At 67.4% G+C, this 23,641-nt stretch carries 17 protein-coding genes; 5 read left to right on the plus strand and 12 right to left on the minus strand.

The window, feature by feature from the left end:
- Positions 1–44: 44 nt before the first annotated feature.
- The 4 genes from GXK59_RS08600 to GXK59_RS08615 all read right to left on the minus strand — a co-directional run bounded on the left by GXK59_RS08600 (position 45) and on the right by GXK59_RS08615 (position 5,028).
- Positions 45–437 carry a GntR family transcriptional regulator gene (locus GXK59_RS08600; RefSeq protein ID WP_160666009.1) on the minus strand — a complete coding sequence of 131 codons (393 nt, stop codon included), beginning with the start codon at positions 435–437 and terminating at the stop codon, positions 45–47.
- A complete protein-coding gene (locus GXK59_RS08605; protein ID WP_160669060.1) occupies positions 434–2,176 on the minus strand; it encodes an ABC transporter ATP-binding protein in 1,743 nt (580 codons plus the stop codon). Before GXK59_RS08605 ends, GXK59_RS08600 begins: the two co-directional genes overlap by 4 nt.
- 200 nt (positions 2,177–2,376) lie before the next feature.
- Positions 2,377–4,104: an ABC transporter ATP-binding protein gene (locus tag GXK59_RS08610; protein ID WP_160666011.1), complete on the minus strand. Its 1,728-nt coding sequence runs from the start codon at positions 4,102–4,104 to the stop codon at positions 2,377–2,379.
- 144 nt (positions 4,105–4,248) lie between these two features.
- On the minus strand, positions 4,249–5,028 hold the full coding sequence (locus GXK59_RS08615) for a trans-aconitate 2-methyltransferase (protein WP_160666013.1): 780 nt from the start codon (positions 5,026–5,028) through the stop codon (positions 4,249–4,251).
- Between the two features lie 114 nt (positions 5,029–5,142).
- Here GXK59_RS08615 and GXK59_RS08620 point away from each other — a divergent pair, with 114 nt between their 5' ends.
- The 3 genes from GXK59_RS08620 (at position 5,143) to GXK59_RS08630 (ending at position 9,590) form a co-directional block, all read left to right on the plus strand.
- Positions 5,143–7,689, plus strand: coding sequence for a DEAD/DEAH box helicase (locus GXK59_RS08620; protein ID WP_160666015.1), 2,547 nt, complete (start codon positions 5,143–5,145; stop codon positions 7,687–7,689).
- A 22-nt stretch (positions 7,690–7,711) separates the two neighbouring features.
- Positions 7,712–8,212 (plus strand): GNAT family N-acetyltransferase, encoded by a 501-nt coding sequence (locus GXK59_RS08625; protein WP_160666017.1) that lies wholly within the window; start codon positions 7,712–7,714, stop codon positions 8,210–8,212.
- 109 nt (positions 8,213–8,321) lie between these two features.
- Positions 8,322–9,590 carry an alpha/beta fold hydrolase gene (locus GXK59_RS08630; RefSeq protein WP_160669061.1) on the plus strand — a complete coding sequence of 423 codons (1,269 nt, stop codon included), beginning with the start codon at positions 8,322–8,324 and terminating at the stop codon, positions 9,588–9,590.
- A 23-nt stretch (positions 9,591–9,613) separates the two neighbouring features.
- Here GXK59_RS08630 and GXK59_RS08635 read toward each other — a convergent pair whose 3' ends face one another.
- From GXK59_RS08635 to coaE, 4 genes are all read right to left on the minus strand, one after another.
- Positions 9,614–10,978, minus strand: a complete 1,365-nt coding sequence (locus GXK59_RS08635) for an MFS transporter (RefSeq protein ID WP_237393827.1) — start codon at positions 10,976–10,978, stop codon at positions 9,614–9,616.
- Between the two features lie 26 nt (positions 10,979–11,004).
- The gene (locus tag GXK59_RS08640) at positions 11,005–12,033 is read right to left on the minus strand and encodes a TerC family protein (RefSeq protein ID WP_160666019.1); all 1,029 of its coding nucleotides are present in this window, start codon (positions 12,031–12,033) and stop codon (positions 11,005–11,007) included.
- A 177-nt stretch (positions 12,034–12,210) separates the two neighbouring features.
- Entirely contained in the window at positions 12,211–14,292 is a 2,082-nt protein-coding gene (uvrB, locus tag GXK59_RS08645) for an excinuclease ABC subunit UvrB (RefSeq protein WP_160666021.1), read from the minus strand.
- Between the two features lie 40 nt (positions 14,293–14,332).
- Positions 14,333–15,622, minus strand: coding sequence for a dephospho-CoA kinase (coaE, locus tag GXK59_RS08650; protein WP_160666023.1), 1,290 nt, complete (start codon positions 15,620–15,622; stop codon positions 14,333–14,335).
- Positions 15,623–15,644: 22 nt separating this feature from the next.
- Between coaE and GXK59_RS08655 the strand changes: the two genes are divergently transcribed.
- Together GXK59_RS08655 and GXK59_RS08660 are read left to right on the plus strand one after the other, a co-directional pair.
- Positions 15,645–16,343, plus strand: a complete 699-nt coding sequence (locus tag GXK59_RS08655; protein WP_160666025.1) for an IMPACT family protein — start codon at positions 15,645–15,647, stop codon at positions 16,341–16,343.
- Positions 16,330–16,869: a GNAT family N-acetyltransferase gene (locus tag GXK59_RS08660; protein ID WP_160666027.1), complete on the plus strand. Its 540-nt coding sequence runs from the start codon at positions 16,330–16,332 to the stop codon at positions 16,867–16,869. Before GXK59_RS08655 ends, GXK59_RS08660 begins: the two co-directional genes overlap by 14 nt.
- Before the next feature lie 406 nt (positions 16,870–17,275).
- Here the strand turns inward: GXK59_RS08660 and GXK59_RS08665 are convergent, their stop codons facing one another.
- From GXK59_RS08665 to polA, 4 genes are all read right to left on the minus strand, one after another.
- Positions 17,276–17,458: a hypothetical protein gene (locus GXK59_RS08665; protein ID WP_160666029.1), complete on the minus strand. Its 183-nt coding sequence runs from the start codon at positions 17,456–17,458 to the stop codon at positions 17,276–17,278.
- A gap of 358 nt (positions 17,459–17,816) precedes the next feature.
- Positions 17,817–19,298, minus strand: coding sequence for a 30S ribosomal protein S1 (rpsA, locus tag GXK59_RS08670; RefSeq protein WP_160666031.1), 1,482 nt, complete (start codon positions 19,296–19,298; stop codon positions 17,817–17,819).
- Positions 19,299–19,508: 210 nt separating this feature from the next.
- A complete protein-coding gene (locus GXK59_RS08675) occupies positions 19,509–20,798 on the minus strand; it encodes a GNAT family N-acetyltransferase (protein ID WP_160666033.1) in 1,290 nt (429 codons plus the stop codon).
- A gap of 74 nt (positions 20,799–20,872) precedes the next feature.
- Positions 20,873–23,515: a DNA polymerase I gene (gene polA, locus GXK59_RS08680; RefSeq protein WP_237393987.1), complete on the minus strand. Its 2,643-nt coding sequence runs from the start codon at positions 23,513–23,515 to the stop codon at positions 20,873–20,875.
- Between the last annotated feature and the right edge of the window lie 126 nt (positions 23,516–23,641).

Here is a 23,641-nt window from a genome sequence, read left to right on the forward strand (position 1 = left end):
TGCGCCCCCGGCCGGGAAACGCCGCCCGATGTGCTACCGGAGAGTTACTCCCGGTCGTAGGCGGCGGCCAGCAACTGCACGGCTTCGGCAAAGCTGGCGCCCTGGGCCTTCGCAGCACGGGCGAACCCGGCCGCGGCGGCGGAGAGTGAACTCCAGGCCTCGTCCCGGGCGCACACCACCGTTCCGTTCCGGCCCCTGGTCACGACGACGCCGGCCGCCTCCAGTTCCTTGTAGGCGCGGGCCACCGTGTGCGGCGCCACGCCCAGCTCGCCGGCAAGGCTCCGGACGGCAGGGAGCTTGGTCCCGGGCGCCAGGGTCCCGTTGTCGGCCCGTTCAATAATGGTGAGCCGGAGCTGATCAAACAGCGGGACGGAGCTGCCCGGATTGGGTCGCCAGGCACCGGGGAACGGGGAGGTTGATGCTTCGATGGCCGTCACTTTCCCGGCTCCCGGGCGGGCTTGCCTTGTTCGCGGCGGGCGAACCGGGCCTCGTAAAGTTTCAGGTACAGACCGCCCCCGGCCATGAGTTGGCGGTGCGTGCCCTGTTCAACGATGCGTCCTTGGTCCATGACCAGAATTAGATCAGCGTCCCGGACCGTGGACAAGCGGTGGGCGATGACGAAGCTGGTGCGTCCCTGCCGGAGACGCCGCATGGCATGCCGGATCTGCACCTCGGTGCGGCTGTCCACCGAACTGGTGGCCTCGTCGAGGACCAGGATGTTGCGGGCCGCCAGCTGCGCCCTGGCAATCGAGATGAGCTGGCGCTGGCCGCGGCTCAGTGAGTCGCCGTCGTTGCCGAGCATCGTGGCGTAGCCGCCGGGCAGGGCCCGGACGAACTGGTCCACATGGCTGGCCTGCGCCGCGGCAACGATCTTGGCGTCACCCGCGCCGGGGCGGCCGTACTCGATGTTGTCGCGGATGCTGCCGGTGAAGAGCCAGGCGTCCTGCAGCACCGTGCCGAAGTTGGCCCGCAGTTCGTCGCGGGTCAGCTTGGCGATGTCCGCGCCGTCGACCGTGATCCGGCCGGAATCCAGTTCGTAGAAGCGCATCAGGAGGTTGACCACGGTGGTCTTGCCGGCACCGGTCTGCCCCACGATCGCCACGGTCTGGCCCGGTTCAACCGCGAAGGACAGGTCCTGGACCACCGGTGAGCCGGGGCTGTAGCCGAAGGTGACATGATCAAACGCGACCCGGCCGGCGGCGTCGGGCGGTGCATCGCCCGAACGGGCCGGCGCCGCACCCGCGGCAGTCTCCGCCGGGATCTCCGGCGCATCCAGGAGCTCAAAGACCCGCCCGGCCGACACGAGGCAGGACTGCAGAAGGGTCAGCATGCCGCCAATCTGCCCCATCGGCTGGCTGAAGAGCCTGCTGAGCTGGATGAAGGCCTGCAGGCCGCCGATGGTCATGGCTCCGGCCAGGACCTGGAGGGCGCCGACGACTGCGACGGTGACGTAGTTGAGGTTGGACACAAACACCATCAGGGGCTGAACGACGCCGGACACGTACTGGGCGTGGGTGCTGGCCCGGGCCAGTTTGTCGTTGCCGTCCTTGAAGCTGGCCGCGGCCGCCTCCTGCCGTCCGAAGGCCTTGACCACCTCGTGGCCGGTGAAGAACTCCTCCAGCTGCGCGTGAAGCTCGCCGGTAGTCCCCCATTGCTCGGTGAAGTGGGCCTGCGACTTCCGGGCCACGAGGACGGTGATGAGGGTGGACACCGGAACGGAGGCCAGCGCGATCACGTCCAGGACCGGGGAGAGCCACAGCATCATGGCCAGGGCCCCGGAGAGCATCAACAGCGACATGATCAGCTGGTTGAGCAGCTGGTTGAGCGCCTGGGCGACGTTGTCGACGTCGTTGGTGGCGCGGCTCAGCACGTCACCGCGGTGCTGCTCGTCGAAATGGCTGGACGGCAGGACGTGCAGTTTCCGCTCCACCGAAGCGCGCAGCCCGTAGCCCAGGCGCTGCACCGCCACGGCGGTCAGGGTTCCCTGGATCCAGCTGAAAACGGAGGCACCCAGGTACATGACGGACACCCCCGCCAGCAGGGCGGCCAGTTCGGCATGGTTGAAGGATCCCCCGACCACCCCCTCAACGACGACGTCGGTGGCGTCACCCAGCACTTTCGGCGCCGCAACGTTGAGCACCACAAAGGCGCACGTGGCGGCGATGACACCGGCCATCAGCCACTTCGACGGGCGCAGCAGTCCGAGCAGCCGACCGGCGGTGCGCCAGCGGAAACGGCTGCCCTTCGCGGCGTCCCCGGGGGCTGCCGCCGGGAGGGATTCGGGCCGGCCGCCCGACGGCGTGTCCACCGGCGCCTGGTCCCGGGCGTCGGAGGTGGTGGGGGTGTCCGTTCCGGCGCCGGGCGCCGGTTCCGGGGTCACAGGGTCTCCTCGAGGACGAGCTGCGAGGCCGCGATCTCCTGGTAGCTCGGCGACGACTCCATCAGTTGCTGATGGGTTCCCTGCGCCACGAGCCGGCCGCCCTCGAGGACCAGGATCAGCCCCGCATCCACGATCGTGGCGACCCGTTCGGCGACGATCAGGACGGTGGCTGTGCGCAGCAGCGGCCCCATCTCCTCGCGGAGCCGGTAGTCGGTGCCGTAGTCAAGCGCCGAGAAGCTGTCGTCGAACAAGTACACGGGAGCCTCGCGGAGCAGTGCCCGGGCGATGCACAGGCGCTGCCGCTGGCCGCCGGAAAAGTTCGTGCCGCCCTGGCTTACCGGTGACTGCAGCCCTTGCGGCAGCTTCCGGACGAACTCCTCGGCCTGCGCGCTTCCCAGCACCTGCCAGAGGTCCTCGTCCGTCGCGTCCGGCGCGCCCATTCTCAGGTTCCCGGCGAGCGTTCCGGAGAACAAATAGGAGTGCTGGGGTACGACGGCGATCAGGTTCCGCAGCGTTGCCAGGGGCAGGCTGCGCACATCGCGTCTGCCGATGCTGATGGCGCCGCCGGTGGCGTCCAGGAACCTGGGCAGCAGGTTCAGCAGGGTGGTTTTCCCGCTGCCCGTCGCGCCGATGACCGCCGTCACGGTCCCGGGAACGGCCGTGAAGCTGACGCCGTCGAGGACCGGTGCCTCGGCGCCGGGGTAGGCAAAGGATACGTTTCGGAACTCCACGGCGTTGCCTTCGGGCGCAGCACCCCCCGGGCCGTCCGTGATCGACGGCGCGGTGTCGAGGACCGCCTGGATTCGTTCCGCGCAGGCAGCCGCGCGGGGGGCTGTCATGAAGACGTACATCGCCATCATGATCGCGATCAGGATCTGCAGGATGTAGGCGATGAACGCTGTCAGGGCGCCCAGCCGCATCTCACCGGACTGGATCCGGTGGCCGCCGAACCAGACCACACCGACGGAGGAGAGATTGACCACGAGCATGATCAGCGGCATCATCCCGGCAACCAGCAGCGCAGAATGCAGGTTGTTCCGGGTCAGTTCCTTGTTGGAGCCGTCGAAGCGCCGGATCTCGTGCCCTTGCCGCACAAAGCCACGGATGACGTTGGCGCCGATGATCTGCTCACGCAGGACCCGGCCGATCCGGTCGATGAGCTCCTGGCCCTGCCGGTAGAGCGGAATGAGCCGGCGCACGATCAGAACCATGATGACCGCAAGCACCGGAATCACCGCGACGACGATGCCGGACAGGGCGATGTCCTGGTGCACGGCGAGCACGATGCCGCCAATGAAGATGGCAGGCGCTGCGACGAGCATCGTGAAAACGAGGACAACAAGGTTCTGGACCTGCGCGACGTCGTTGGTGGCCCGGGTCACAAGGCTGGCGGCACCGAACGCGCCGACTTCCTGGGAGGACATCGACTGCACCTTCGCAAACAGCTCTTCCCGCAGCTTCCGGCCAAGCTCCATCGCCACAACGGCGCCCAGATAGCCGGCGCCGATGGCCGCCGCAACCTGCACACAGGCAATCGCGGCCATCCAGGAACCCAGCCTCAGGATCACCGGGACATTGCCAACGACGATTCCGCTGTCGATGATGCCCGCGTTCAGGGTGGGCAGGAGGAGGGTGGCCGTCGTCTGCACGAGCTGCAGGGCCACAATGGCCAGCACGGCACCTTTGTGGGCGGCCAACAGCCGGCCCGTCAGGCCAATAAGCACCGAACCTCCATCGCTAGACCAGGGCACTGATCGGATCGTTCGCGGCAGCCGCCCCCACGCTGCCCCGACATTCTAACCACGCTCACACGGTGCTCCGTTGTCACCCGGTTCCGGACCCTCCGCCGGTCCGGAAACCCCTGCGGATCACTCCCGCTTGCGGGCGACCGCAAAGATCCGGCGGAACGGGAACACCGTGCCGTGCGGGCCGGCCGGGTAGGCCTCCGCCAGCAAGGCCGAGTATTGGGCTTCGAACGCGCGGGCATCCGCGGCGGACAGGGCGGCAAGGACCGGCCGGAGTCCGGTGCCGCGGACCCACTCCAGCACGGGGTTCGGACCGGGCAGGAGCTGGGAATAGGTGGTCTCCCACGCGTCCGCATCGCAGCCGGCGTCGAGCATGATGTTCAGGTAGTCGTCCGGCCCGCCCCCAACATCCTCGTGGCGCAGCACCCCGGCGAGCCGGCCCGCCCACGACCCGGACTCCGCAAGCCCGCGCATCAGCGTGTGCGAGGGCGAGTTGAAGTTGCCGGGCACCTGAAGCGCGAACCAGGCTCCGGGCCTGAGCGCGGCGAGCCAGCGGGCCAGCATGTCCCGGTGGCCGGGAACCCACTGGAGGGCTGCGTTGGTGACAACGACGTCGGTGTCGCGGGAGGGCATCCAGCCGGCGATATCCGCCTGGCTGAACGAGAGATTGGCGAATTGATCCGCATGGCCGCCGGACTGGGCCAGCATTTCCGCTGAGGAGTCCAGGCCCGTGACCTCTGCCGTGGGCCAGCGCCCGGCGAGGGTGGCCGTCAGGTTCCCGGGACCGCAGCCAAGGTCGACGACATGACGGGGCGCGTCCGCGTGGATCCGGGCCGTCAGGTCAAAGTAAGGCCTGTCCCGGTAGTCCCCAAACTGCACGTACTTGGCGGGATCCCATTTCACAGCTGTCCTCCAGTCACCGGCAACGATGCGCCGTCCGAAGCCTAACCCCGGCCGGAACAGCGGCCAAGGAGGCGCGCGACCCTACCGCGGCGACGGCCACTAAGCTGGTGAGCAATGAAACTTGTTGATCAGCTCCCCGCACCGTCCGCCCGGGTCCCAGGCCGGACCGGCCTCGACCCGGACGAGCTCTACACCCGCTTCGTCGAGTGGACGGAAACCCGCGGGCTGGCCCTGTACACCGCCCAGGACGAGGCCATCATGGAGCTTGCCTCCGGCGCCAACGTCATCCTGGCCACCCCCACCGGATCGGGAAAGTCACTCGTCGCGATCGCGGTCCACTTCCAGGCCATGGCCCGCGGGCAGCGGAGCTACTACACCGCACCGATCAAGGCCCTCGTCTCGGAGAAGTTCTTCGCCCTGTGCGAGATCTTTGGCGCCGAGAACGTCGGCATGATCACCGGCGACTCCGGCGTCAACCAGGATGCCCCGATCATCTGCTGCACGGCGGAGATCCTGGCCAACATCGCCCTCCGCGAGGGCGCCGCCGCCGAGCTCGGCGCCGTCATCATGGACGAGTTCCACTTCTACTCGGACCCGCAGCGCGGCTGGGCCTGGCAGGTCCCGCTGCTGGAGCTCCCCCAGGCGCAGTTCCTGCTGATGTCCGCCACGCTCGGCGACGTCAGCCGCTTCGAAGCCGGCATCACGGGGCTGACCGGCCGCCCGACGACGACCGTCAGTTCGGTGGAGCGGCCCATCCCGCTGCACTACTACTACGAGCAGACGCCCGTGCACGAGACGCTCGAGGAACTCCTCGCCACGAAACAGGTGCCCGTCTACGTGGTGCATTTCAGCCAGGTGGAGGCGATCGACCGGGCCCAGAACCTCATGAGCATCAACGTCTGCACCCGCGAGGAGAAGGACAAAATCGCCGAGCTCATCGCCGGTTTCCGCTTCGCCGCAGGCTTCGGCAAGACCCTCAACCGGCTGGTCCGGCACGGCATCGGCGTCCACCACGCCGGGATGCTGCCGAAGTACCGCCGGCTCGTGGAGCAGCTCGCCCAGGCCGGGCTGCTCAAGGTCATCTGCGGTACCGACACGCTCGGCGTGGGCATCAACGTCCCCATCCGCACCGTGCTGCTCACTGCGCTGAGCAAGTACGACGGCGTCCGCACCCGGCTGCTGAACTCCCGCGAATTCCACCAGATTGCCGGCCGGGCAGGACGGGCCGGCTACGACACCGCCGGGACCGTCGTCGTGCAGGCCCCGGAGCATGTCACCGAGAACGTCAAGGCGATGGCCAAGGCCACGGCCAAGTTCGGCGATGACCAGAAGAAGCTCCGCCAGGTGGTCAAAAAGAAGCCGCCGGAGGGCTTTGTGTCCTGGGGCGAACCGACCTACAAGCGCCTGGTGGAATCCGTCCCGGATCCGCTGACGTCGAGCTTCACCGTGACCCACGCGATGCTGATGAACCTGATGGAACGGCCGGGCGATCCGTTCCAGGCCGCCCGCCGGCTGCTCACCGAAAACCACGAGACCCGCTCCTCCCAGCTGCAGCTCATGCGGAAGGCCCTGGGCATCTACCGTGAGCTCCTGGCAGCCGGTGTCGTGGAGCGGATCCCGCTTCAGGAGCAGGGCACCGACGGCCGCACCGTCCGGCTGACCGTCCATCTGCAGGCCAACTTTGCCCTGAACCAGCCGCTGTCCCCCTTTGCCCTCGCGGCGCTGGAGCTGCTGGATCCGGAGTCGCCGTCGTACGCCCTGGACGTTGTGTCCGTCATCGAGTCGACGCTGGAGAAGCCCCGGCAGATCCTGTCCGCGCAGCTGAAGAAGGCGCGCGGCGAGGCCGTCGCCGCGATGAAGGCCGACGGGATCGACTACGACCAGCGGATGGCCATGCTCGACGACGTCAGCTACCCGCAGCCACTCGCGGAGCTCCTCGGTGAGGCCTTCGACGTCTACCGCCGGGCCGCACCGTGGATCGGTGACTTCGAACTCGCGCCCAAATCAATCGTCCGTGACATGTACGAACGGGCCATGAATTTCGGCGAGTTCGTCCAGTTCTACGGACTGGCCCGCTCCGAGGGGATCGTGCTGCGCTACCTGGCCGACGGCTTCAAGGCGCTGCGGCAGACCGTCCCCCAGGACGCCCTCCGCGAGGACCTCGAGGACCTCATCGCCTGGCTCGGCGAGCTGGTCCGCCAGGTCGACTCCAGCCTCCTCGATGAATGGGAGGAGCTCACCTCCGGCAAGGCCCCGACGCCGCACGACGCCCCGCCTCCCCCGCCTCCGTCGCTCACGTCCAACGTTCGGGCCTTCCGCGTGATGGTCCGCAACGAGATGTTCCGCCGGGTGGAGCTCTTCGCGGACGAGGACGCCACCGCCCTTGGCGAGCTCGATTCCGGCTCCGGCTGGGACGCCGAACGCTGGGAGGACGTGCTGGATGACTACTTCGACGAACACGACGACATCGGCACCGGCCCGGACGCCCGCGGCCCGGGCCTGCTGATGATCACGGAGGAGCCGGGCCTGTGGAAGGTCCGGCAGATCTTTGAGGACCCGGCGGGCAACAATGACTGGGGCATCTCCGCGGCGGTGGACCTCGCGGCATCGGACGAGACCGGCACCGCTGTCGTGCGCGTGACGGACGTGAACCGGCTCTAGGCGGCCCTAGTAAACTCGGAGAATGAGTGTAATCCGGCCCGCGACGGCGAACGATGTCCCCGCAATCCTGCAGATGATCCATGACCTGGCTCTCTACGAGAAGGAACCGGACGCCGTCCGGAACACCCCGGAGATGCTTGCCGAGGTCCTGTTCGGCGAGAACCCGCGGGTATTCGCGGCAATGGCCGAGAACGGGGCCGGCGAGGTCCGGGGGTTCGCCCTCTGGTTCCTGAACTACTCCACATGGGAAGGCGTCCACGGCATCTACCTCGAGGACCTGTACGTGCGCCCGGAGGCCCGCGGCGAAGGCCACGGCAAGGCGCTCCTGCAGCACCTGGCCGAGACTGCCGTCGACCGCGGCTACGCGCGCGTCGAATGGAGCGTCCTCGACTGGAACGAGCCCTCCATCAATTTCTACAAGAAACTCGGCGCCCACCCGATGCAGGAATGGTCCACCTTCCGGCTCACCGGCGAGGCGCTGGAAGCCTTCGGCGGCGCCCGGAAGGCCCAGGCCCGTGGCTGACCGGACAGTTGTTGACCGGACGGTTGCTGCCCTGTCCCGGGCGGACCTGCTGGAGGCCGCGCAGCCAACGGTCCCGCACACGGTCAAGTCGCGGCATGCCTATCGCGGGATGCGCACGGCGGAGCACTACTTCGAAGTGCCGCTGGACCACTTCGGCGGTGGTGCCGGCGAGACCATCACCGTCTTCGCCCGCGAATACGTTTCCGCGGACCACAGCGAGGAAGTGGCCGCCCAGCTCCCGTGGCTGCTGTACCTGCAGGGCGGGCCGGGCGGCCGCGGCAACCGGCTTCCCGCGCTCGGCGGCTGGAGCAAGGCCGCCGCGAAGGACTTCCGCATCCTCATGCTGGACCAGCGCGGCACCGGCCTGTCCGCTCCGATCGACCGCAACACGCTGCCGCTGCGCGGGAACGACGCCGACCAGGCGGACTACCTGGCGCACTTCCGGGCGGACTCGATCGTCGCCGACGCCGAGGCCATCCGGCTGGCCCTGGGCTCCGGGCCGTGGACGATCTACGGCCAGAGCTACGGCGGCTTCTGCGCCCTCACGTACCTCTCCTTCTCCCCGGACGGCCTGCGCGAGGCCCTGATCACGGGAGGCCTGGCCCCGCTGTCGGGTCCCGCGGACCGCGTCTACCAGGCCACCTTCCAGCGGGTGGCGGCACGCAACGCCGAGTACTTTGGACGGTACCCCGAGGACCGTGCGGCGGTCACCCGGATCGCCCGGCACCTGCGCGCCACGGAGGAATTCCTGCCCGACGGCGAACGGCTCACTGTGGAACGCTTCCAGATGGTCGGATCCTTCCTGGGCGGAAACACCCGGGTGGACGCCCTGCACCACCTGCTGGAGGACGCTTTCGTCGGCACACCCGGCGGCGACCGGCTTTCGGACGCCTTCCTGGACCAGGTCCGCGGGCTCGTGTCGCGCTCCGCCAATCCGTTGTACGCGCTCATGCACGAATCCATCTACGGCCAGGGCGAATCCACGGACTGGGCCGCCTGGCGGGTGCTGCAGGAATTCCCGGAGTTCTCCCCGGACGCCCCCGAGCCTTTGCTCACCGGCGAAATGGTCTATCCCTGGTACTTCGAGCAGGATCCCGCCCTCCGGCCGCTGCGGAACGTTGCCCGGCTCCTCGCCGAAAAAGACGACTGGCCACCTCTCTACGATGCCGGACGGCTCGCACTCAACACGGTGCCGGTGGCCGCGGCCGTCTACACCGACGACATCTATGTTGACCGCGGACTCTCGCTCGGGACGGCCGCGGCCGTCCGCGGACTGCAGGTCTGGGAGTCAGCGGACTTCCACCATGACGGCATCGCGGACGACGGCGAAGGCATCTTCGCCCGGCTCCTTGGCTTGACCCGCTCCGTACGGGACTGAGCCGAGGCGGCTGACTCCGCCGGTCAGGCCGCCGCCAGGCTGCGGGCACGCAGGGCAGCGAGGAGGGCGACGGTGAACACCACCGCGGCGACGGCGGCTGCCGCCATGTTGAGGCCCGCATAGCCGACTCCGCTCATCACCAGCCCGGAGAACCCAGCGCCGACCGCGCCTGCGACGCCCATCATGGTGTCAGAGACGCCCTGGACGAGGACGCGGTCGTCTGCGCCGACGCTTTCGGCCAGCAGGGTGGAGCCGGCGATGGTCGCTGCGGACCAGCCCAGCCCAAGCAGCACCAGGCCGATGGTTACCAGGGCCGGTTCGGCCTGGCCGAAGCCGGCCACGAGGACTGAGACCAGGATCAGGCCGTGGCCCAGCAGGATGACCGGGAGCCGGCCCGCCTTGTCTGTCAGCCAGCCCATGACCGGTGAGAGCGCGTACATCCCGGCGATGTGCAGCGAGATGGTGAAGCCGATCAGGACCAGGACATCGGTGCTGGCAGCGTGCGCGTGGCCGGCCGGCATGTCCGCCAGCGGCCCCTCCGTCAGCAGTTGGAGGTGGAGGGGCGTCATCGACATCACGGCGGCCATGCAGCCATGGGCTGCAATAACCGCGAGCAGGGCCAGGCCTGCCCTTGGCGAGGCCCGGATGGCGCGCAGTCCGTGACGCAGGCCGTGTCGCCGCCGGCGTCCAGTAGTGCCCTTGGCCGGTGCGCCGTCGGCGGACGGTTCGCGGTCGGAACGGAGCCGGCCGGCGAGCAGCAACGGGTCCGGCCGCAGTCCGATGAGCAGGAGCAGCACGGCCAGCGCCAGCCCCGCCGTCGAGAACACAAAGGGCCCCGCCAGCGCCGGCAGGCCGAGGGCCTCCCCCACGAGTGCGCCAGGTCGGACCAGGTTGGGTCCGGCGACGGCGCCGATGGTCACGGCCCACACCACCACGGCCAGGGAACGGCCGCGGTGTTCCGGCTCGGCGAGGTCGACGGCGGCGAAGCGGGCCTGCAGGTTCGCTGCCGTGCCGAGTCCCAGCAGGGCAGCTGCCAGCAGCAGTACCGGGAACACGCCCGTCACCGTAGAGACGATCACCAGCACCGCGCCGGCCATCGCGGCGAGCAGGCCAATGACGAGGGAGGCCCTCCGCCCGTGCCGTCCGGCAAGTCCGGCGAGGGGCAGGGCGGCCGCGGCGGCGCCGAGGGTCATGGTGGTGGTGACTGAACCGGCCCAGGCGTTCGAGCCGGAGAGCTGGACGGCCAGCAGGGACCCGACCGACAGGCTGGCGCCGCTGCCCACTCCGCTGAGGAGCTGGGCGCTGCTGAGCACCCAAACGGTACGGCGCTGGACCCGTTGCGGGTCCAGCGCCGTACCGTCTGCTGCTCTGGGTTCGAAGATTTTCACGGTCCGAGCTTAGCCGAACCGTGAGGCTACTCCGCGTCAGTCAGGCTCTTGCGGGAGTCCTCTTCCAGCCGGGTGTCCAGCTTCGACTTTGCGGCCTTGGAGCTGATCAGGCTGGCGACGACGGCGATGATGATGGTGCCGATGATCACCGCGAGGGAGACATACGTCGGGATCTCCGGAGCCCACTCGATGTGCTGGCCACCGTTGATGAACGGGAGTTCGTTGACGTGCATGGCGTGCAGGATCAGCTTCACGCCGATGAACGCGAGGATCACGGACAGGGCGTGCTTCAGGTAGATCAGGCGGTTCATCAGCCCGCCGAGCAGGAAGTAGAGCTGCCGCAGGCCCATCAGGGCGAAGATGTTGGCGGTGAAGACAATGAAGGCGCTCTGGGTGAGGCCGAAGATGGCCGGGATGGAGTCCACTGCGAAGAGAAGGTCGGTCATGCCGATGGTCACGAAGACGATCAGCATGGGGGTGAAGACCTTTTTGCCGTCCACGACGGTGCGCAGCTTGCCGCCGTCGAACTTCTCCGACATCGGCAGGACCTTGCGGATCCGGGCGATGAGCGGGTTTTCTTTGTCCTCCTCGTCTTCGCCCTCGTCCTGGGACTGCTTCCAGGCTGTCCAGAGCAGGAAGGCACCGAAGATGTAGAAGACCCAGCTGAACTGTTCGATCACGATCGCGCCGAGCAGGATGAAGATGCCGCGCAGGATCAGGGCGATGATGATGCCCACCATGAGCACTTCCTGCTGGTACTTACGGGGTACCGAGAAGCGGGCCATGATGATGATGAAGACAAACAGGTTGTCGATGCTGAGGCTGTATTCGGTCACCCAGCCGGCAATGAACTGTCCGCCGTACTCAGGGCCGGTGAAGGCGAACATGGCTCCGGCGAAGACCAGCGCGAGGGCGATATAGAACGACACCCACAGGCCGGCTTCCTTCATGGAGGGCTCATGCGGACGTTTCACCACCAGCAACAGGTCAATGGCCAGGATGATGCCGAGGGCGACAAAGGAGCCGATCTCAAACCAGACGGGAAGTTCGGGCACGAAGATACCTTTCGCAGGGTGTGACGGTGCGGTGTAAGTCTCTCCGACTGGCCTGGCGGTCCGGTACTGCGTACCTGGTACTTTTTGGCTGCCCGCTACGCCCGGCAGGGCATCTGTGCCGTGCGTGTTGACGATCGTAGCGCTTGGGATACTCCCCTACGTCCGACCAACATTACCTTAGGCGTGCCCTGCGGACTGCATCTGGCGCAGCTCCTTCTTGAGCTCCCCGACCTCGTCACGGAGCCGCGCGGCGAGCTCAAACTGGAGCTCCCCGGCGGCGGCATGCATCTGTTCGGTGAGTTGCTCGATCAGGCCGACAAGGTCCTCAGCCGGCGCTGCCGCCAGCCCGTCCGCCCGCACCTTGGCTCCGCCCTTGCCCTTGCCGCGCGCTTTGCCGGCGTTGGCGAGGAGCTCGCGGGTGTCGGCGTCCTCCTTGGCGATCTGGTCGGTGATGTCGGCGATCTTCTTCCGCAGCGGCTGCGGGTCGACGCCGTTTTCGGTGTTGTACGCCACCTGGATCGCGCGGCGGCGGTTGGTCTCGTCGATGGCCTTCGCCATCGAGTCGGTGATCCGGTCCGCGTACATGTGCACCTCGCCGGAGACGTTGCGGGCGGCGCGGCCGATGGTCTGGATCAGCGACGTCGCCGAGCGCAGGAAGCCTTCCTTGTCCGCATCCAGGATGCTGACCAGGGACACTTCGGGCAGGTCCAGGCCCTCACGGAGGAGGTTAATGCCGACCAGCACGTCGAAGACGCCCATCCGGAGTTCACGGAGCAGCTCCACTCGGCGCAGCGTGTCCACGTCCGAGTGCAGGTATTCGACCTTGACACCGTGCCCCAGCAGATAGTCGGTGAGGTCCTCGGCCATCCGCTTGGTCAGGGTGGTGACCAGGATGCGTTCGTTCTTCGCAGTGCGGGTCTTGATCTCGCCGAGAAGGTCATCAATCTGGCCCTTCGTGGGCTTCACGATCACCTCGGGGTCAATGAGCCCGGTGGGCCGGATGATCTGCTGGACGAAACCGTCGGACTTGCCGAGCTCGTACTTGCCCGGGGTGGCTGAGAGGTAGACGGTCTGGCCCACACGGTCCTGGAACTCGTCCCACTTGAGCGGCCGGTTGTCCATCGCCGAGGGCAGCCGGAAGCCGTGGTCCACGAGGTTGCGCTTGCGGGACATGTCGCCCTCGTACATGGCGCCGATCTGCGGGACGGTGACGTGGGATTCGTCGATCACCAGGAGGAAGTCGTCCGGGAAGTAATCGATGAGGCAGTGCGGCGCTGTCCCGCGGGCGCGGCCGTCAATGTGGCTGGAGTAGTTTTCGATGCCGTTGCAGAAGCCCATCTGCTGCATCATTTCGAGGTCGTAGGTGGTGCGCATCCGCAGCCGCTGCGCCTCGACGAGCTTGTTCTGGCTCTCCAGGACCTGGAGCCGCACGGCGAGCTCGTCCTCGATCCGCTTGATCGCCCGGCCCATGCGTTCCGGGCCGGCCACGTAGTGCGAGGCCGGGAAGACATACATCTCGGTCTCATCCCGGATGATTTCCCCGGTGAGCGGGTGCAGGGTGTAGATGTTCTCGATCTCGTCCCCGAAGAACTCGATCCGGATCGCAAGCTCCTCGTACATGGGGATGATTTCCACGGTGTCGCCGCGGACACGGAACGTGCCGCGGTGGAAGTCCATGTCGTTGCGGGAGTACTGCATGGAAACGAATTTCCGGAGCAGGTCATCGCGGTTCATTTCCGCCCCCTTGCGGAGTGTCACCATGCCGGCGATGTACTCTTCCGGGGTGCCCAGGCCATAGATGCAGGACACCGTGGCGACGACGATGACGTCCCGGCGGGTCAGCAGCGCGTTGGTGGCGGAGTGCCGGAGCCGTTCGACTTCCTCGTTGACGGAGGAGTCCTTCTCGATGAAAGTGTCCGTCTGCGCCACGTAGGCTTCCGGCTGGTAGTAGTCATAGTAGGAGACGAAGTACTCGACGGCGTTGTTCGGAAGCAGCTCGCGGAATTCGTTGACAAGCTGCGCCGCGAGGGTCTTGTTCTGCACCATCACCAGGGTGGGCCGCTGGACCTGTTCGATCAGCCACGCCGTCGTCGCGCTCTTGCCGGTACCGGTGGCGCCGAGCAGCACCACGTCCTTTTCTCCGTTTTTGATGCGTTCGGTCAGTTCAGCGATCGCGGCCGGCTGGTCGCCGGCCGGCTGGAACTCGCTGATGACCTCGAAGGGCGCCACGACACGGTTGATCTGCTGGGCAAGACTCATGTATCTAATCTACCGCCGGCCCCCGACGCTGTGTCCTGATTCAGCTTTGGGCGGTACCCGGGGTGGTATCGCCCGGGTCCGTCCCCGGCCGGTTCTCCAGCCGGTTCTCCGGTTCCGGGGCGCTGTACGACGGCGGTTTCCAGCCGGTGCGCTGCACCCACTCCTCCATCCGCACCGCGGCGTGCCCGGCGAACCAGGCTTCCTTGTCGGCAGCGTAGCCCGCAGTGGATTTGTCGACGCCGTGCAGCCTGGCGACCCGGCGCTTCTCGGCGAGGTAGTCAGCCCGGGCGACCGCGTCGTCGCGCAACCAGTCACGGAAGCAGAGCGCGAACTGCCAGCCCGGGGATCCCACCGCCCGGACGTGGAGGTTGACCGCCCGCCCGGGGTCCGCGTTGCCGTGCAGCCGCTTTCGCCAGTCCGCCGGGTCGGGGTGCGGGGGCTTGGGGTTATCGGCGACAACGCCGGGCCAGGCGGGGAACCCGGCCTCCGCCAGCAGCGGCGCGATCCGGTCCGCGGCGGCCATGTCCTCCACGCCGAGCTGGAGGTCAAGAACGTCCTTCGCCGCGAGTCCAGGAACGGCAGTGGAACCGACATGGTCAAGGGCCAGGATGTCCGGCGCCGCGGCCGCCCGCAGGCGCGCGATGAACCGGGCGGCCTGCGCGGGCCAGTCCGGGTTGGCGGGAGTCAGCACCGGCCCGCCGGTCCGCGGCGCGAGGCGGCGCTTGGTCAGGTTCTCCGCGAACGGCGCGAGCCGGAACTTCCAGAGCCGGTCCACGGCGTCGCGGAGTTCCTCCTTGGATCCTGAGTTGTCCAGGACAACGTCTGCCGCTGCCAGCCGGTCCTGCCTGCCGGCCTGTGCGGCCATCCTGGCCTGCGCGTCCGCGGCGGTCATGTGCCGGTGCTGCATCATCCGTTGCACCCGGACAGCGTCCGGGGCGTCCACCACCACGACCAGGTGGAAATTGTGGCCCTGGCCGGTCTCGACGAGGAGCGGGATGTCCTGGACCACGACGCCGCCCTTCGGGGCCGCTGCGGCCAGCGCGGCGGCACGCTCCCGGACGAGGGGGTGGATGATGCTGTTGAGCACCGCGAGCCGATCCGGGTTGCCGAAGACAAGGGCGCCGAGCTTCGGCCTGTCCAGGCCGCCGTCGTGCGTCAGGACGGCTTTGCTGAAAGCGTCCACCACCTTGGCGAGCCCCGGCGTTCCGGGCTCCACGACCTCGCGGGCCAGGGCGTCTGCGTCGATCACCACGGCACCGAGTTCGCGCAGGCGCGAGGCGGCCACTGACTTGCCTGAGGCGATGCCGCCCGTCAACCCGATTTTCAGCACCCCACCAGACTAAACTGATCCGGTGGCTGATGATGCGGTTTTCCCGGAGAGCAGGGCCACCGTTTACACCACGCTGGCGGCAGGCCTGGAGTTCCGCCACGAGCTCGAGGTCAAACGCTCCCGCTTCATCACCGTGCTGCACCGCACCGCGGACGAGGAGAGCGCACGGTCGGTCCTGGCCGGGCTGCGCCGGGAATTTTACGACGCGCGGCACCACTGCTCCGCGTTCGTGCTCGGTCCGGACCGCGACGTCCAGCGCTCCAACGACGATGGCGAGCCGTCCGGCACCGCGGGCATCCCGATGCTCGATGCGCTGCTGAAACGCGAAAGCGCGCCCGGTGTCACTGACCTCAGCGACGTGACCGCCGTCGTGGTGCGGTACTTCGGCGGGATCCTGCTCGGCGCCGGCGGACTGGTCCGGGCCTACTCGGAATCCGTGTCCGCGGCACTGGACCGGGCGCCGCTGGTGCAACGCCGGCGGCTGCGGATCTGCTCGGTCACCGTTCCGCACACTGCGGCCGGGCGGCTGGAAAATGACCTGCGCGCCGCGGGATATGTCATGGCCGAAACCAGTTACGAGGCGCAAACTACTGTCCTGAGGTTAGCCCTGCCGGATGATCCGGCAGATCTTGCCCGGGCGGCCGAACGGCTCGCCGCCTTGTCTGCCGGAACCGCCGAATTGCTGCCTGGAGAAACGGAGTGGATCGATGTCCCGCACTGAGTCCTCCGATGCCGCTGAGCCCACCCCCGCCGCTGTCCGCCTCGTCGATGTCTCCGAGGCGGTCCTGGAGCAACTCCTGACCGTGGCGATCCAGGACGCCGACGCCGACGAGGTAACCCCTCCCCTGGGCAGCGCCGCCGGCTGGAACTCGGACCGGATCAGCTGGTTCCGCGAATACCACCATGCGGCGGCCGGACTCGACGGGCCTGCACAGCAGAAGAGCTGGGCCATCAGCTCCGACGGGGAACTGGCAGGATCCATCCGGCTCAAGCGGACCGGGGCAGGCGCGCTGGAAACAGGAATCTGGCTCGGCCGCAGCTTCCGGGGCAGGGGCATCGCCCGGGAGGCCCTTCGCCTCGTGATCGACCGGGCCGCGGCGTCCGGGGCTTCGGTGCTGGAGGCCGACACAACGGCCGGGAATGCCGCGGCACTGGTCCTCCTGCGCTCAGCCGGGGCCGAGCTGGAGGAAGGCGAAGCCTCCGATGCCGCCGCGGTCCCGGTCAAGGCCAGGATCGCGCTGCGCTAGGGTCCGCGTGCCCACCCGCCCGGCCCGCCACTGGACATGCCCCGTGCATGGCCACGAAGCCACCGGGGGACATGCCACACGCTGGCCGCAGACCTTGGACTTAGTCCCATTGTGCCCACCCGCAGGCGCCACGACTGGACATGTCCCGTGCTGGGCCTCGCGTCCAAGGACTGCACATGCCCCACGCTGGCCGCAGACCTTGGACATAGTCCCATTGTGCCCACCCGCCGGGGCCAAAGTTGGACATGTCCCGTTCTGGGCTTCGCGTCCAAGGACGGCACATGCCCCACGCTGGCCCCAGACCTTGGACATAGTCCCACTGTGCCCACCCGCACGCGCCACGACTGGACATGTCCCCGCCCATGGCTACGTGGCCGCGGCCGCAATTTCACCCGGCGTCGTCGACCTAGATGGTGGACTGCATCCGGGCACCTGCCTCGAGGGAAGCCGCCACGGCGAGGACTACGAGTTCCGGTGCTTTTGAGGAATTCAGCACGTTGATCGGGGTGTTCTCGAACTTGAACTCAGTCGAGGCATCATCGTCGAATGCCGCCGGACATGCTCCCCCGTAGGGAATGCGAAAGGACATAGTGGCCACATGTCCGACGTCGGGAGCCGGAACTGGACATGTCCCCTCGCCGCGACCAGCCGGCGGCCGGGCATGCTCCCCCGGCGCGGCACGGAACCACCAGCAGCTCTGGGCATGTCCCGCCCCAGGCCCGAAGGTTGGACATAGAGCCCACATGTTCAATGGCAGCACCCACCACTGGGCATGCCCCCCTGGGCACAGCACCCACCACTGGGCATGTCCCCGTGGGCCTAAACCCACGGGGCATGTCCCACAACGCAAAGTGGCCGCCCCCACAGGGACGGCCACCTTGACGGTGCTACTTCAAGCTACGAACTGCCAAGCCCCGGGGATCGTACTCCCCGGGAACCAGTGGCAGTTAGTTGCCGGTCAGCTTCTCGCGCAGTGCTGCAAGAGCCTCGTCTGAAGCGAGCGTGCCGCCACCGGTGGTGGACTCGGCTGCAGCCGGCTCGGAGGAGTAGCTGGTGGTGCCGGAGTCGCTCTCACCGGACGTTGCAGCTGCAGCGTCGTCGGCAGCGTGCTGGGCAACCTGCTTCTTGTGGGCTTCCCAGCGGGTCTGGGCGTCAGCGTACTGCTGCTCCCAGGCGGCGCGCTGCGTCTCGTAGCCTTCAAGCCACTCGTTGGACTCCGGATCGAAGCCCTCCGGGTACTTGTAGTTGCCCTCTTCGTCGTACTCAGCGGCCATGCCGTAGAGAGCCGGGTCGAATTCGGTGGACTCGGCGTCGACGCCCTCGTTGGCCTGCTTGAGGGACAGCGAGATGCGGCGGCGTTCGAGGTCGATGTCGATGACCTTGACGAACAGCTCGTCACCAACGGAGACAACCTGCTCGGCCAGCTCAACGTGGCGCACGGCGAGCTCGGAGATGTGGACCAGGCCTTCGATGCCGTCTTCAACGCGAACGAACGCGCCGAACGGAACCAGCTTGGTGACCTTACCCGGAACAACCTGCCCGAGGGCGTGGGTGCGGGCGAAGGTCTGCCACGGATCTTCCTGCGTAGCCTTGAGCGACAGGGACACACGCTCGCGGTCCAGGTCGACCTCGAGGACCTCGACGGTGACTTCCTGGCCAACTTCGACAACCTCGGACGGGTGGTCGATGTGCTTCCAGGACAGCTCGGAAACGTGAACGAGGCCGTCTACGCCGCCCAGGTCCACGAAGGCACCAAAGTTGACGATGGAGGAAACGACGCCGGGACGAACCTGGCCCTTTTCCAGCTTGTTGAGGAACGTGGAGCGGACCTCGGACTGGGTCTGCTCGAGCCATGCACGGCGGGACAGCACAACGTTGTTGCGGTTCTTGTCCAGCTCGATGATTTTGGCTTCGATCTTCTGACCGATGTACGGAGCAAGGTCGCGCACACGCCGCATCTCGACGAGGGATGCGGGCAGGAAGCCGCGCAGACCGATGTCGAGGATAAGACCACCCTTGACAACCTCGATGACGGTACCGGTGACGACACCGTCTTCTTCCTTGACCTTCTCGATGTCGCCCCAGGCACGCTCGTACTGAGCGCGCTTCTTGGAGAGGATCAGGCGGCCTTCTTTGTCTTCCTTGGTGAGCACCAGGGCTTCGACGAGATCGCCAACGGAGACGACGTCTCCGGGATCAACGTCGTGCTTGATGGACAGCTCGCGGGAGGGAATGACACCTTCGGTCTTGTAACCGATGTCGAGCAGAACTTCGTCGCGGTCGACCTTGACGACGGTACCTTCGACGAGGTCTCCGTCGTTGAAGTACTTGATGGTGGCGTCGACTGCTGCGAGGAAGTCCTCAGCGGTACCGATGTCGTTAATAGCGACTACGGGGGTACCGGGCTTCTCGGTGGAGGTGATGGTCATGTAGTAGGGGCTCCGTTGTGGATAGTTAGTCGGTCAGGCGAACCGCTGCGTCCGGGTCGGCGACCCGGGCACAGAACACGGCATATCGCCGGGTCATCCTGATTTGTGGATTGAAGATGCGCGCACGTAGTACACGCCCGTTTAGTCTAGTCGTATACGGCAACGCCGGTCAAAGCGCAACGGGACCGCGCAACTGGACGGCGGAGGCCACTAAAAATGCGTCAGGCAGTGCGCTGCGCGTTCGACGGCGAACATGAGTCGCGCTGTCCGCGCGGCCCCGGGAGTGTGCTCGGCGATCCGGCCGGCGGCCGTCAGCGTCACCGGGCAGACAGCGCCCAGATAGATGGATCCCAGTTCCGCGGCGTCGAGGGTAAGGTCCGGTTCGGCGCCTTCCGGAGCAGCCGCAACCCGCGCTTCGCCGGCGCTCACGCCCAGGGTGAACGTGCCGGCCGCGAAGCCCAGGGTATCGGTGACGCGCAGGACCAGGCTGCCGTCCGCTGCATAGCGTCGCGCACCCAGGGCCTTAACTGTGTCCAGGATCCGGAGCCAGAGCATGTCCCCGTTCTCGGAGGACTCGATGCAGCGCGGATCCTCCAGGGCCCACGTCAGCGGATCGTCCACGGGGGCTTCGGCCCATGTGACCCGCTGGACGAGGTCGAGGCTGCCGAGGAACTGCCACAGCTCCAGGTAGCCGGACTCGGTGGCCGCCACGAGGTCGATGACGTCCATGGTGTGGGGCTTGGTGTCCCAGCCGGAGAACTTGTAGGCGACATAGCCGTCCACCACGCCGTCGGCGTCGTAGTGCAGGGCGCAGCGGATCGACTCGTCCTCCGCGCCGTCCCTGCCGAGGGTTCCCGAACTGCGCTGCCGGTACGCGTCCTGCCGCACGATCGACCCCGGGGTGACCCGGTGGACGCGGTCGAACACCCCCGGTGCCAGCTCCAGCAGGACCTTCCGGTCAGCGATGTCCACGGTGCCGGTCGGATTGTGCCGGAGCCGGAAGCGCGGGCCGGTGTCGACCTTGATGCTGCGCTCAAACGTCGCGACGCCGAAGCCGAACCGCCCGTAGATGGCGGCCTCCGACGCCGTCAGGGCAGCGATCGCCAGGCCGTCGGCTTTCGACGCGGCCAGGTCCTCTGTCATCATCCGGCGCAGGAGCCCCTGGCGGCGGTGGGTTCCGCGGACGGTCACGGCGGTGATCAGCTGCGCTTCGAGCTGCCTGCCGTAGCCCACGTTCAGGTCCTTGCGCAGGGTCCCGAAAGTTGCCACGGGAATGTCGGCCGACAGGGAGTGGGCTGCGACGGCACCGGCCTGGTAGACCCCGGTCATTTCACGGTTGTCCACGCGGTACGTGGCCATGACCTTGTCCACGAACTCGTCCTTGTGCCGCTCGTCGTAGAACCCGACGCCGACACCGCGCAGCCAGGAAACCCCCAGCGCGTAGTCCGGTTCGCCTTTTTCGGCTGCACGGAACCGCCGGAGCTCGTAATTCTCTGCCATGTGTTCTCCCCCTGGAATTCCTGCGGTGCCCGGAACCCCTTGGAGGGGCCCCGGAGACCGCGCTGAATGGACGGCTAGTGCCCTGCCTCGTACCAGCTGGAACCGATGCCGATCTGCACGTCCAGCGGAACGGTGAGGCTGGCGGCCGAGCCCATCTGCTCCGTCACGAGCTTCTCCACGGCCTCACGCTCGCCAGGGGCCACTTCGAGGACCAGTTCATCATGGACCTGGAGCAGCATCCGGGATTTCAGGCCCTGTTCGGCCAGCGCGCCGGAGACGCCCAGCATGGCGCGCTTGATGATGTCCGCGGCCGAGCCCTGGATGGGCGAGTTCAAGGCCACCCGTTCGGCAATTTCGCGAAGCTGGCGGTCGGTGCTGGTCAGGTCCGGCAGGTAGCGGCGCCGCCCTTCGATGGTGGCGGTGTAGCCGTCGATCCGGGCCTGCTCCACAACGCCGCGGAGGTAGTCGCGGACCGCCCCGAAACGCTCGAAGTACTCCTTCATGAGCGTCCGGGCCTCGTCCACGGAGATCTCCAGCTGCTTGGACAGTCCGAACGACGTCAGCCCGTAGGCCAGGCCGTAGGACATGGCCTTGACCTTGGACCGCATCGCGCTGGTGACCTCGGCCGGGGGCACATGGAAGATGTGCGAGCCGACGTAGCGGTGCAGGTCCTCGCCCTCCTTGTAGGCCTGGATCAGCCCGGGGTCGCCGGAAAGGTGGGCCATGATCCGCATTTCGATCTGCGAATAGTCGGCGGACAGCATGCAGTCGTAGCCGTCGCTCACGACGAAGATGCTCCGCACGCGGCGGCCTTCCTCGCTGCGGACCGGGATGTTCTGCAGGTTCGGGTTGTTGGAGGAGATCCGCCCGGTGGCGGCCACGTTCTGGGCGTAGGTGGTGTGGATCCGGCCGTCCTCGGCCACGGACTTCTTCAACGATTCGACCATCTGCCGCAGCTTCGCGGATTCCCGGTGGGCCATGAGCTGGACCAGGAATTCGTGGCCGGTCTTTTCCAGCAGGTTCTTCAGCGAGGCGGCGTCGGTGGTGTAGCCGGACTTGATCTTCTTGGTCTTGGGCAGGCCCAGTTCCTCGAACAGCACCGTCTGCAGCTGCTTGGGCGAGCCGAGGTTCACCTCGTGCCCGATCGCGGCGAACGCCAGCTCCTGGGCGTTGTCGATCACCTTGGCCAGGTCCGCGAGCTGCTCGTTCATCCGGTCCATGGACACGGCGATGCCGTCAAGTTCCATCCGGGCCAGCACCCGGCTGACCGGCAGTTCCAGGCTGGTCAGCAGCTCCTGCGCCTGCCGGACCCTCAGCTCCGTTTCGAAGTGGTGGCTCAAGGCGAACACGACGGCGGCCTGCTGCACGAGCGCGCCGGTTGCGGCGCCGTCGTCCTCTCCCCCGAAGGCGAGCTCCAGTTGTCCGGTTTTAGCGGCCTCCGTGGAAACCGTCATCTTGAGGTGGTGCTGCGCGAGCTCGGCGAGTTCGTAGCTGCGGCGGTCCGGCTGGATCAGGTAGCCGGAAATCGAGGTGTCGTCCACGACGCCGTCCAGCCCGAGGCCACGGGCGGTAAAGGCCTTCAGCGCGGCCTTGAAGCCGTGTGTGACCTTGGCTGCCTCCGGATCCAGCAGCCAGCCGGCCAGCACGGACTCGGCCGCGGCGTCGAGCGCCGTGAGATCGATGTAGGCCGCAGAATCCTTGCGGAGCACGGCGATGGCCGGGGCGTCGTCGACGATGCGGCCCGGCGCGAAGTCGACGGCGAGGGCGGAGCGGTGGCCCTTGCCGGCATCGAAGAACGCCTTGAGCTCCGCCGCGTCACTGAGGGTGGAGAATTCCGGGACTTCGATGCTGTCCTGCTCGGCGTCCTCGGCTTCGTTGCCGTAGAGGGCGAACAGCCTGGTGCGGAGGGTCTTGAACTCCAGCCGGTCAAAGATCTCCTCGATCGCATCGTGGTCCGGGCGGGGCTCCTCCAGCTCCTTGAGCGAGACGGGCAGTTCCAGGTCGGTCAGGAGGCGGTTCAGCCGGCGGTTCCGCTTGACGGACTCGATGTGCTCCCGGAGGGCGTCGCCCACCTTGCCGCCGATCGAGTCGAGGTTCGCCAGGATTCCTTCGAGGCCGCCGTACAGGTTGATCCACTTGGCCGCGGTTTTGGGCCCGACGCCGGGGACACCGGGAAGGTTGTCGGCCGACTCCCCGACCAGGGCGGCGAGGTCCGAATACTGCGGGGGCGTGACGAAGTACTTGGCCTCGATGGCCTCGGCGTCCATCCGCGGGATATTGCTCACTCCGGTCTTCGGGTAGAGCACGAAGACGTTGTCCGTGATGAGCTGGAAGGTGTCGCGGTCGCCGGAGACGAGCAGCACTTCGTAGCCCGCGGCCTCGCCCTGGGCGGCCAGCGTGGCCAGAACGTCGTCAGCTTCGAAGCCGGGCATGCTGATGGTCTTGATGCCCCAGGCCGTCATGACCTTCTCGATCAGGTCGATCTGCCCGCTGAACTCCCGGGGCGTCTCGTTCCGGCCGCCCTTGTAGCCGTCGTATTCGGCCTTGCGGAACGTCGTGTCGTCGGAGACGTCGAACGCCACGGCAACGTGCGTGGGCTTCTGCTCTTTGATCAGGTTGATCAGCATGGAGGTGAAGCCGTGGACGGCGTTGGTGTGCTGGCCCGTCGACGTGGCGAAATTCTCGGCCGGCAGCGCATAAAAGGCCCGGAAGGCCATTGAGTGGCCGTCGAGGACCAGCAGCCGGGGCTGGTCGGTGATGGGCACCACCGGGGCCTCTGTGGCGGAGACCTCCGCAATGGCGCGGCGGGTCTTCCTGGCGGGCTCGGCGACGAGGACGGAGGC

Origin of the sequence: Pseudarthrobacter sp. ATCC 49987 (assembly GCF_009928425.1) — a bacterium.
Lineage (GTDB): Bacteria > Actinomycetota > Actinomycetes > Actinomycetales > Micrococcaceae > Arthrobacter.

Coding starts and splice junctions, on each gene's coding strand:
- GXK59_RS08605 (WP_160669060.1), bottom strand. CDS start 2,176: ATGGCCGGTGTCATCGCCGCCACGTGCGCCTTTGTGGTGCTCAACGTT.
- GXK59_RS08620 (WP_160666015.1), top strand. CDS start 5,143: ATGAAACTTGTTGATCAGCTCCCCGCACCGTCCGCCCGGGTCCCAGGC.
- GXK59_RS08625 (WP_160666017.1), top strand. CDS start 7,712: ATGAGTGTAATCCGGCCCGCGACGGCGAACGATGTCCCCGCAATCCTG.
- GXK59_RS08630 (WP_160669061.1), top strand. CDS start 8,322: ATGCGCACGGCGGAGCACTACTTCGAAGTGCCGCTGGACCACTTCGGC.
- uvrB (WP_160666021.1), bottom strand. CDS start 14,292: ATGAGTCTTGCCCAGCAGATCAACCGTGTCGTGGCGCCCTTCGAGGTC.
- GXK59_RS08660 (WP_160666027.1), top strand. CDS start 16,330: ATGTCCCGCACTGAGTCCTCCGATGCCGCTGAGCCCACCCCCGCCGCT.
- GXK59_RS08665 (WP_160666029.1), bottom strand. CDS start 17,458: ATGTCCTTTCGCATTCCCTACGGGGGAGCATGTCCGGCGGCATTCGAC.
- rpsA (WP_160666031.1), bottom strand. CDS start 19,298: ATGACCATCACCTCCACCGAGAAGCCCGGTACCCCCGTAGTCGCTATT.
- GXK59_RS08675 (WP_160666033.1), bottom strand. CDS start 20,798: ATGGCAGAGAATTACGAGCTCCGGCGGTTCCGTGCAGCCGAAAAAGGC.
- polA (WP_237393987.1), bottom strand. CDS start 23,515: ATGGCCTTCCGGGCCTTTTATGCGCTGCCGGCCGAGAATTTCGCCACG.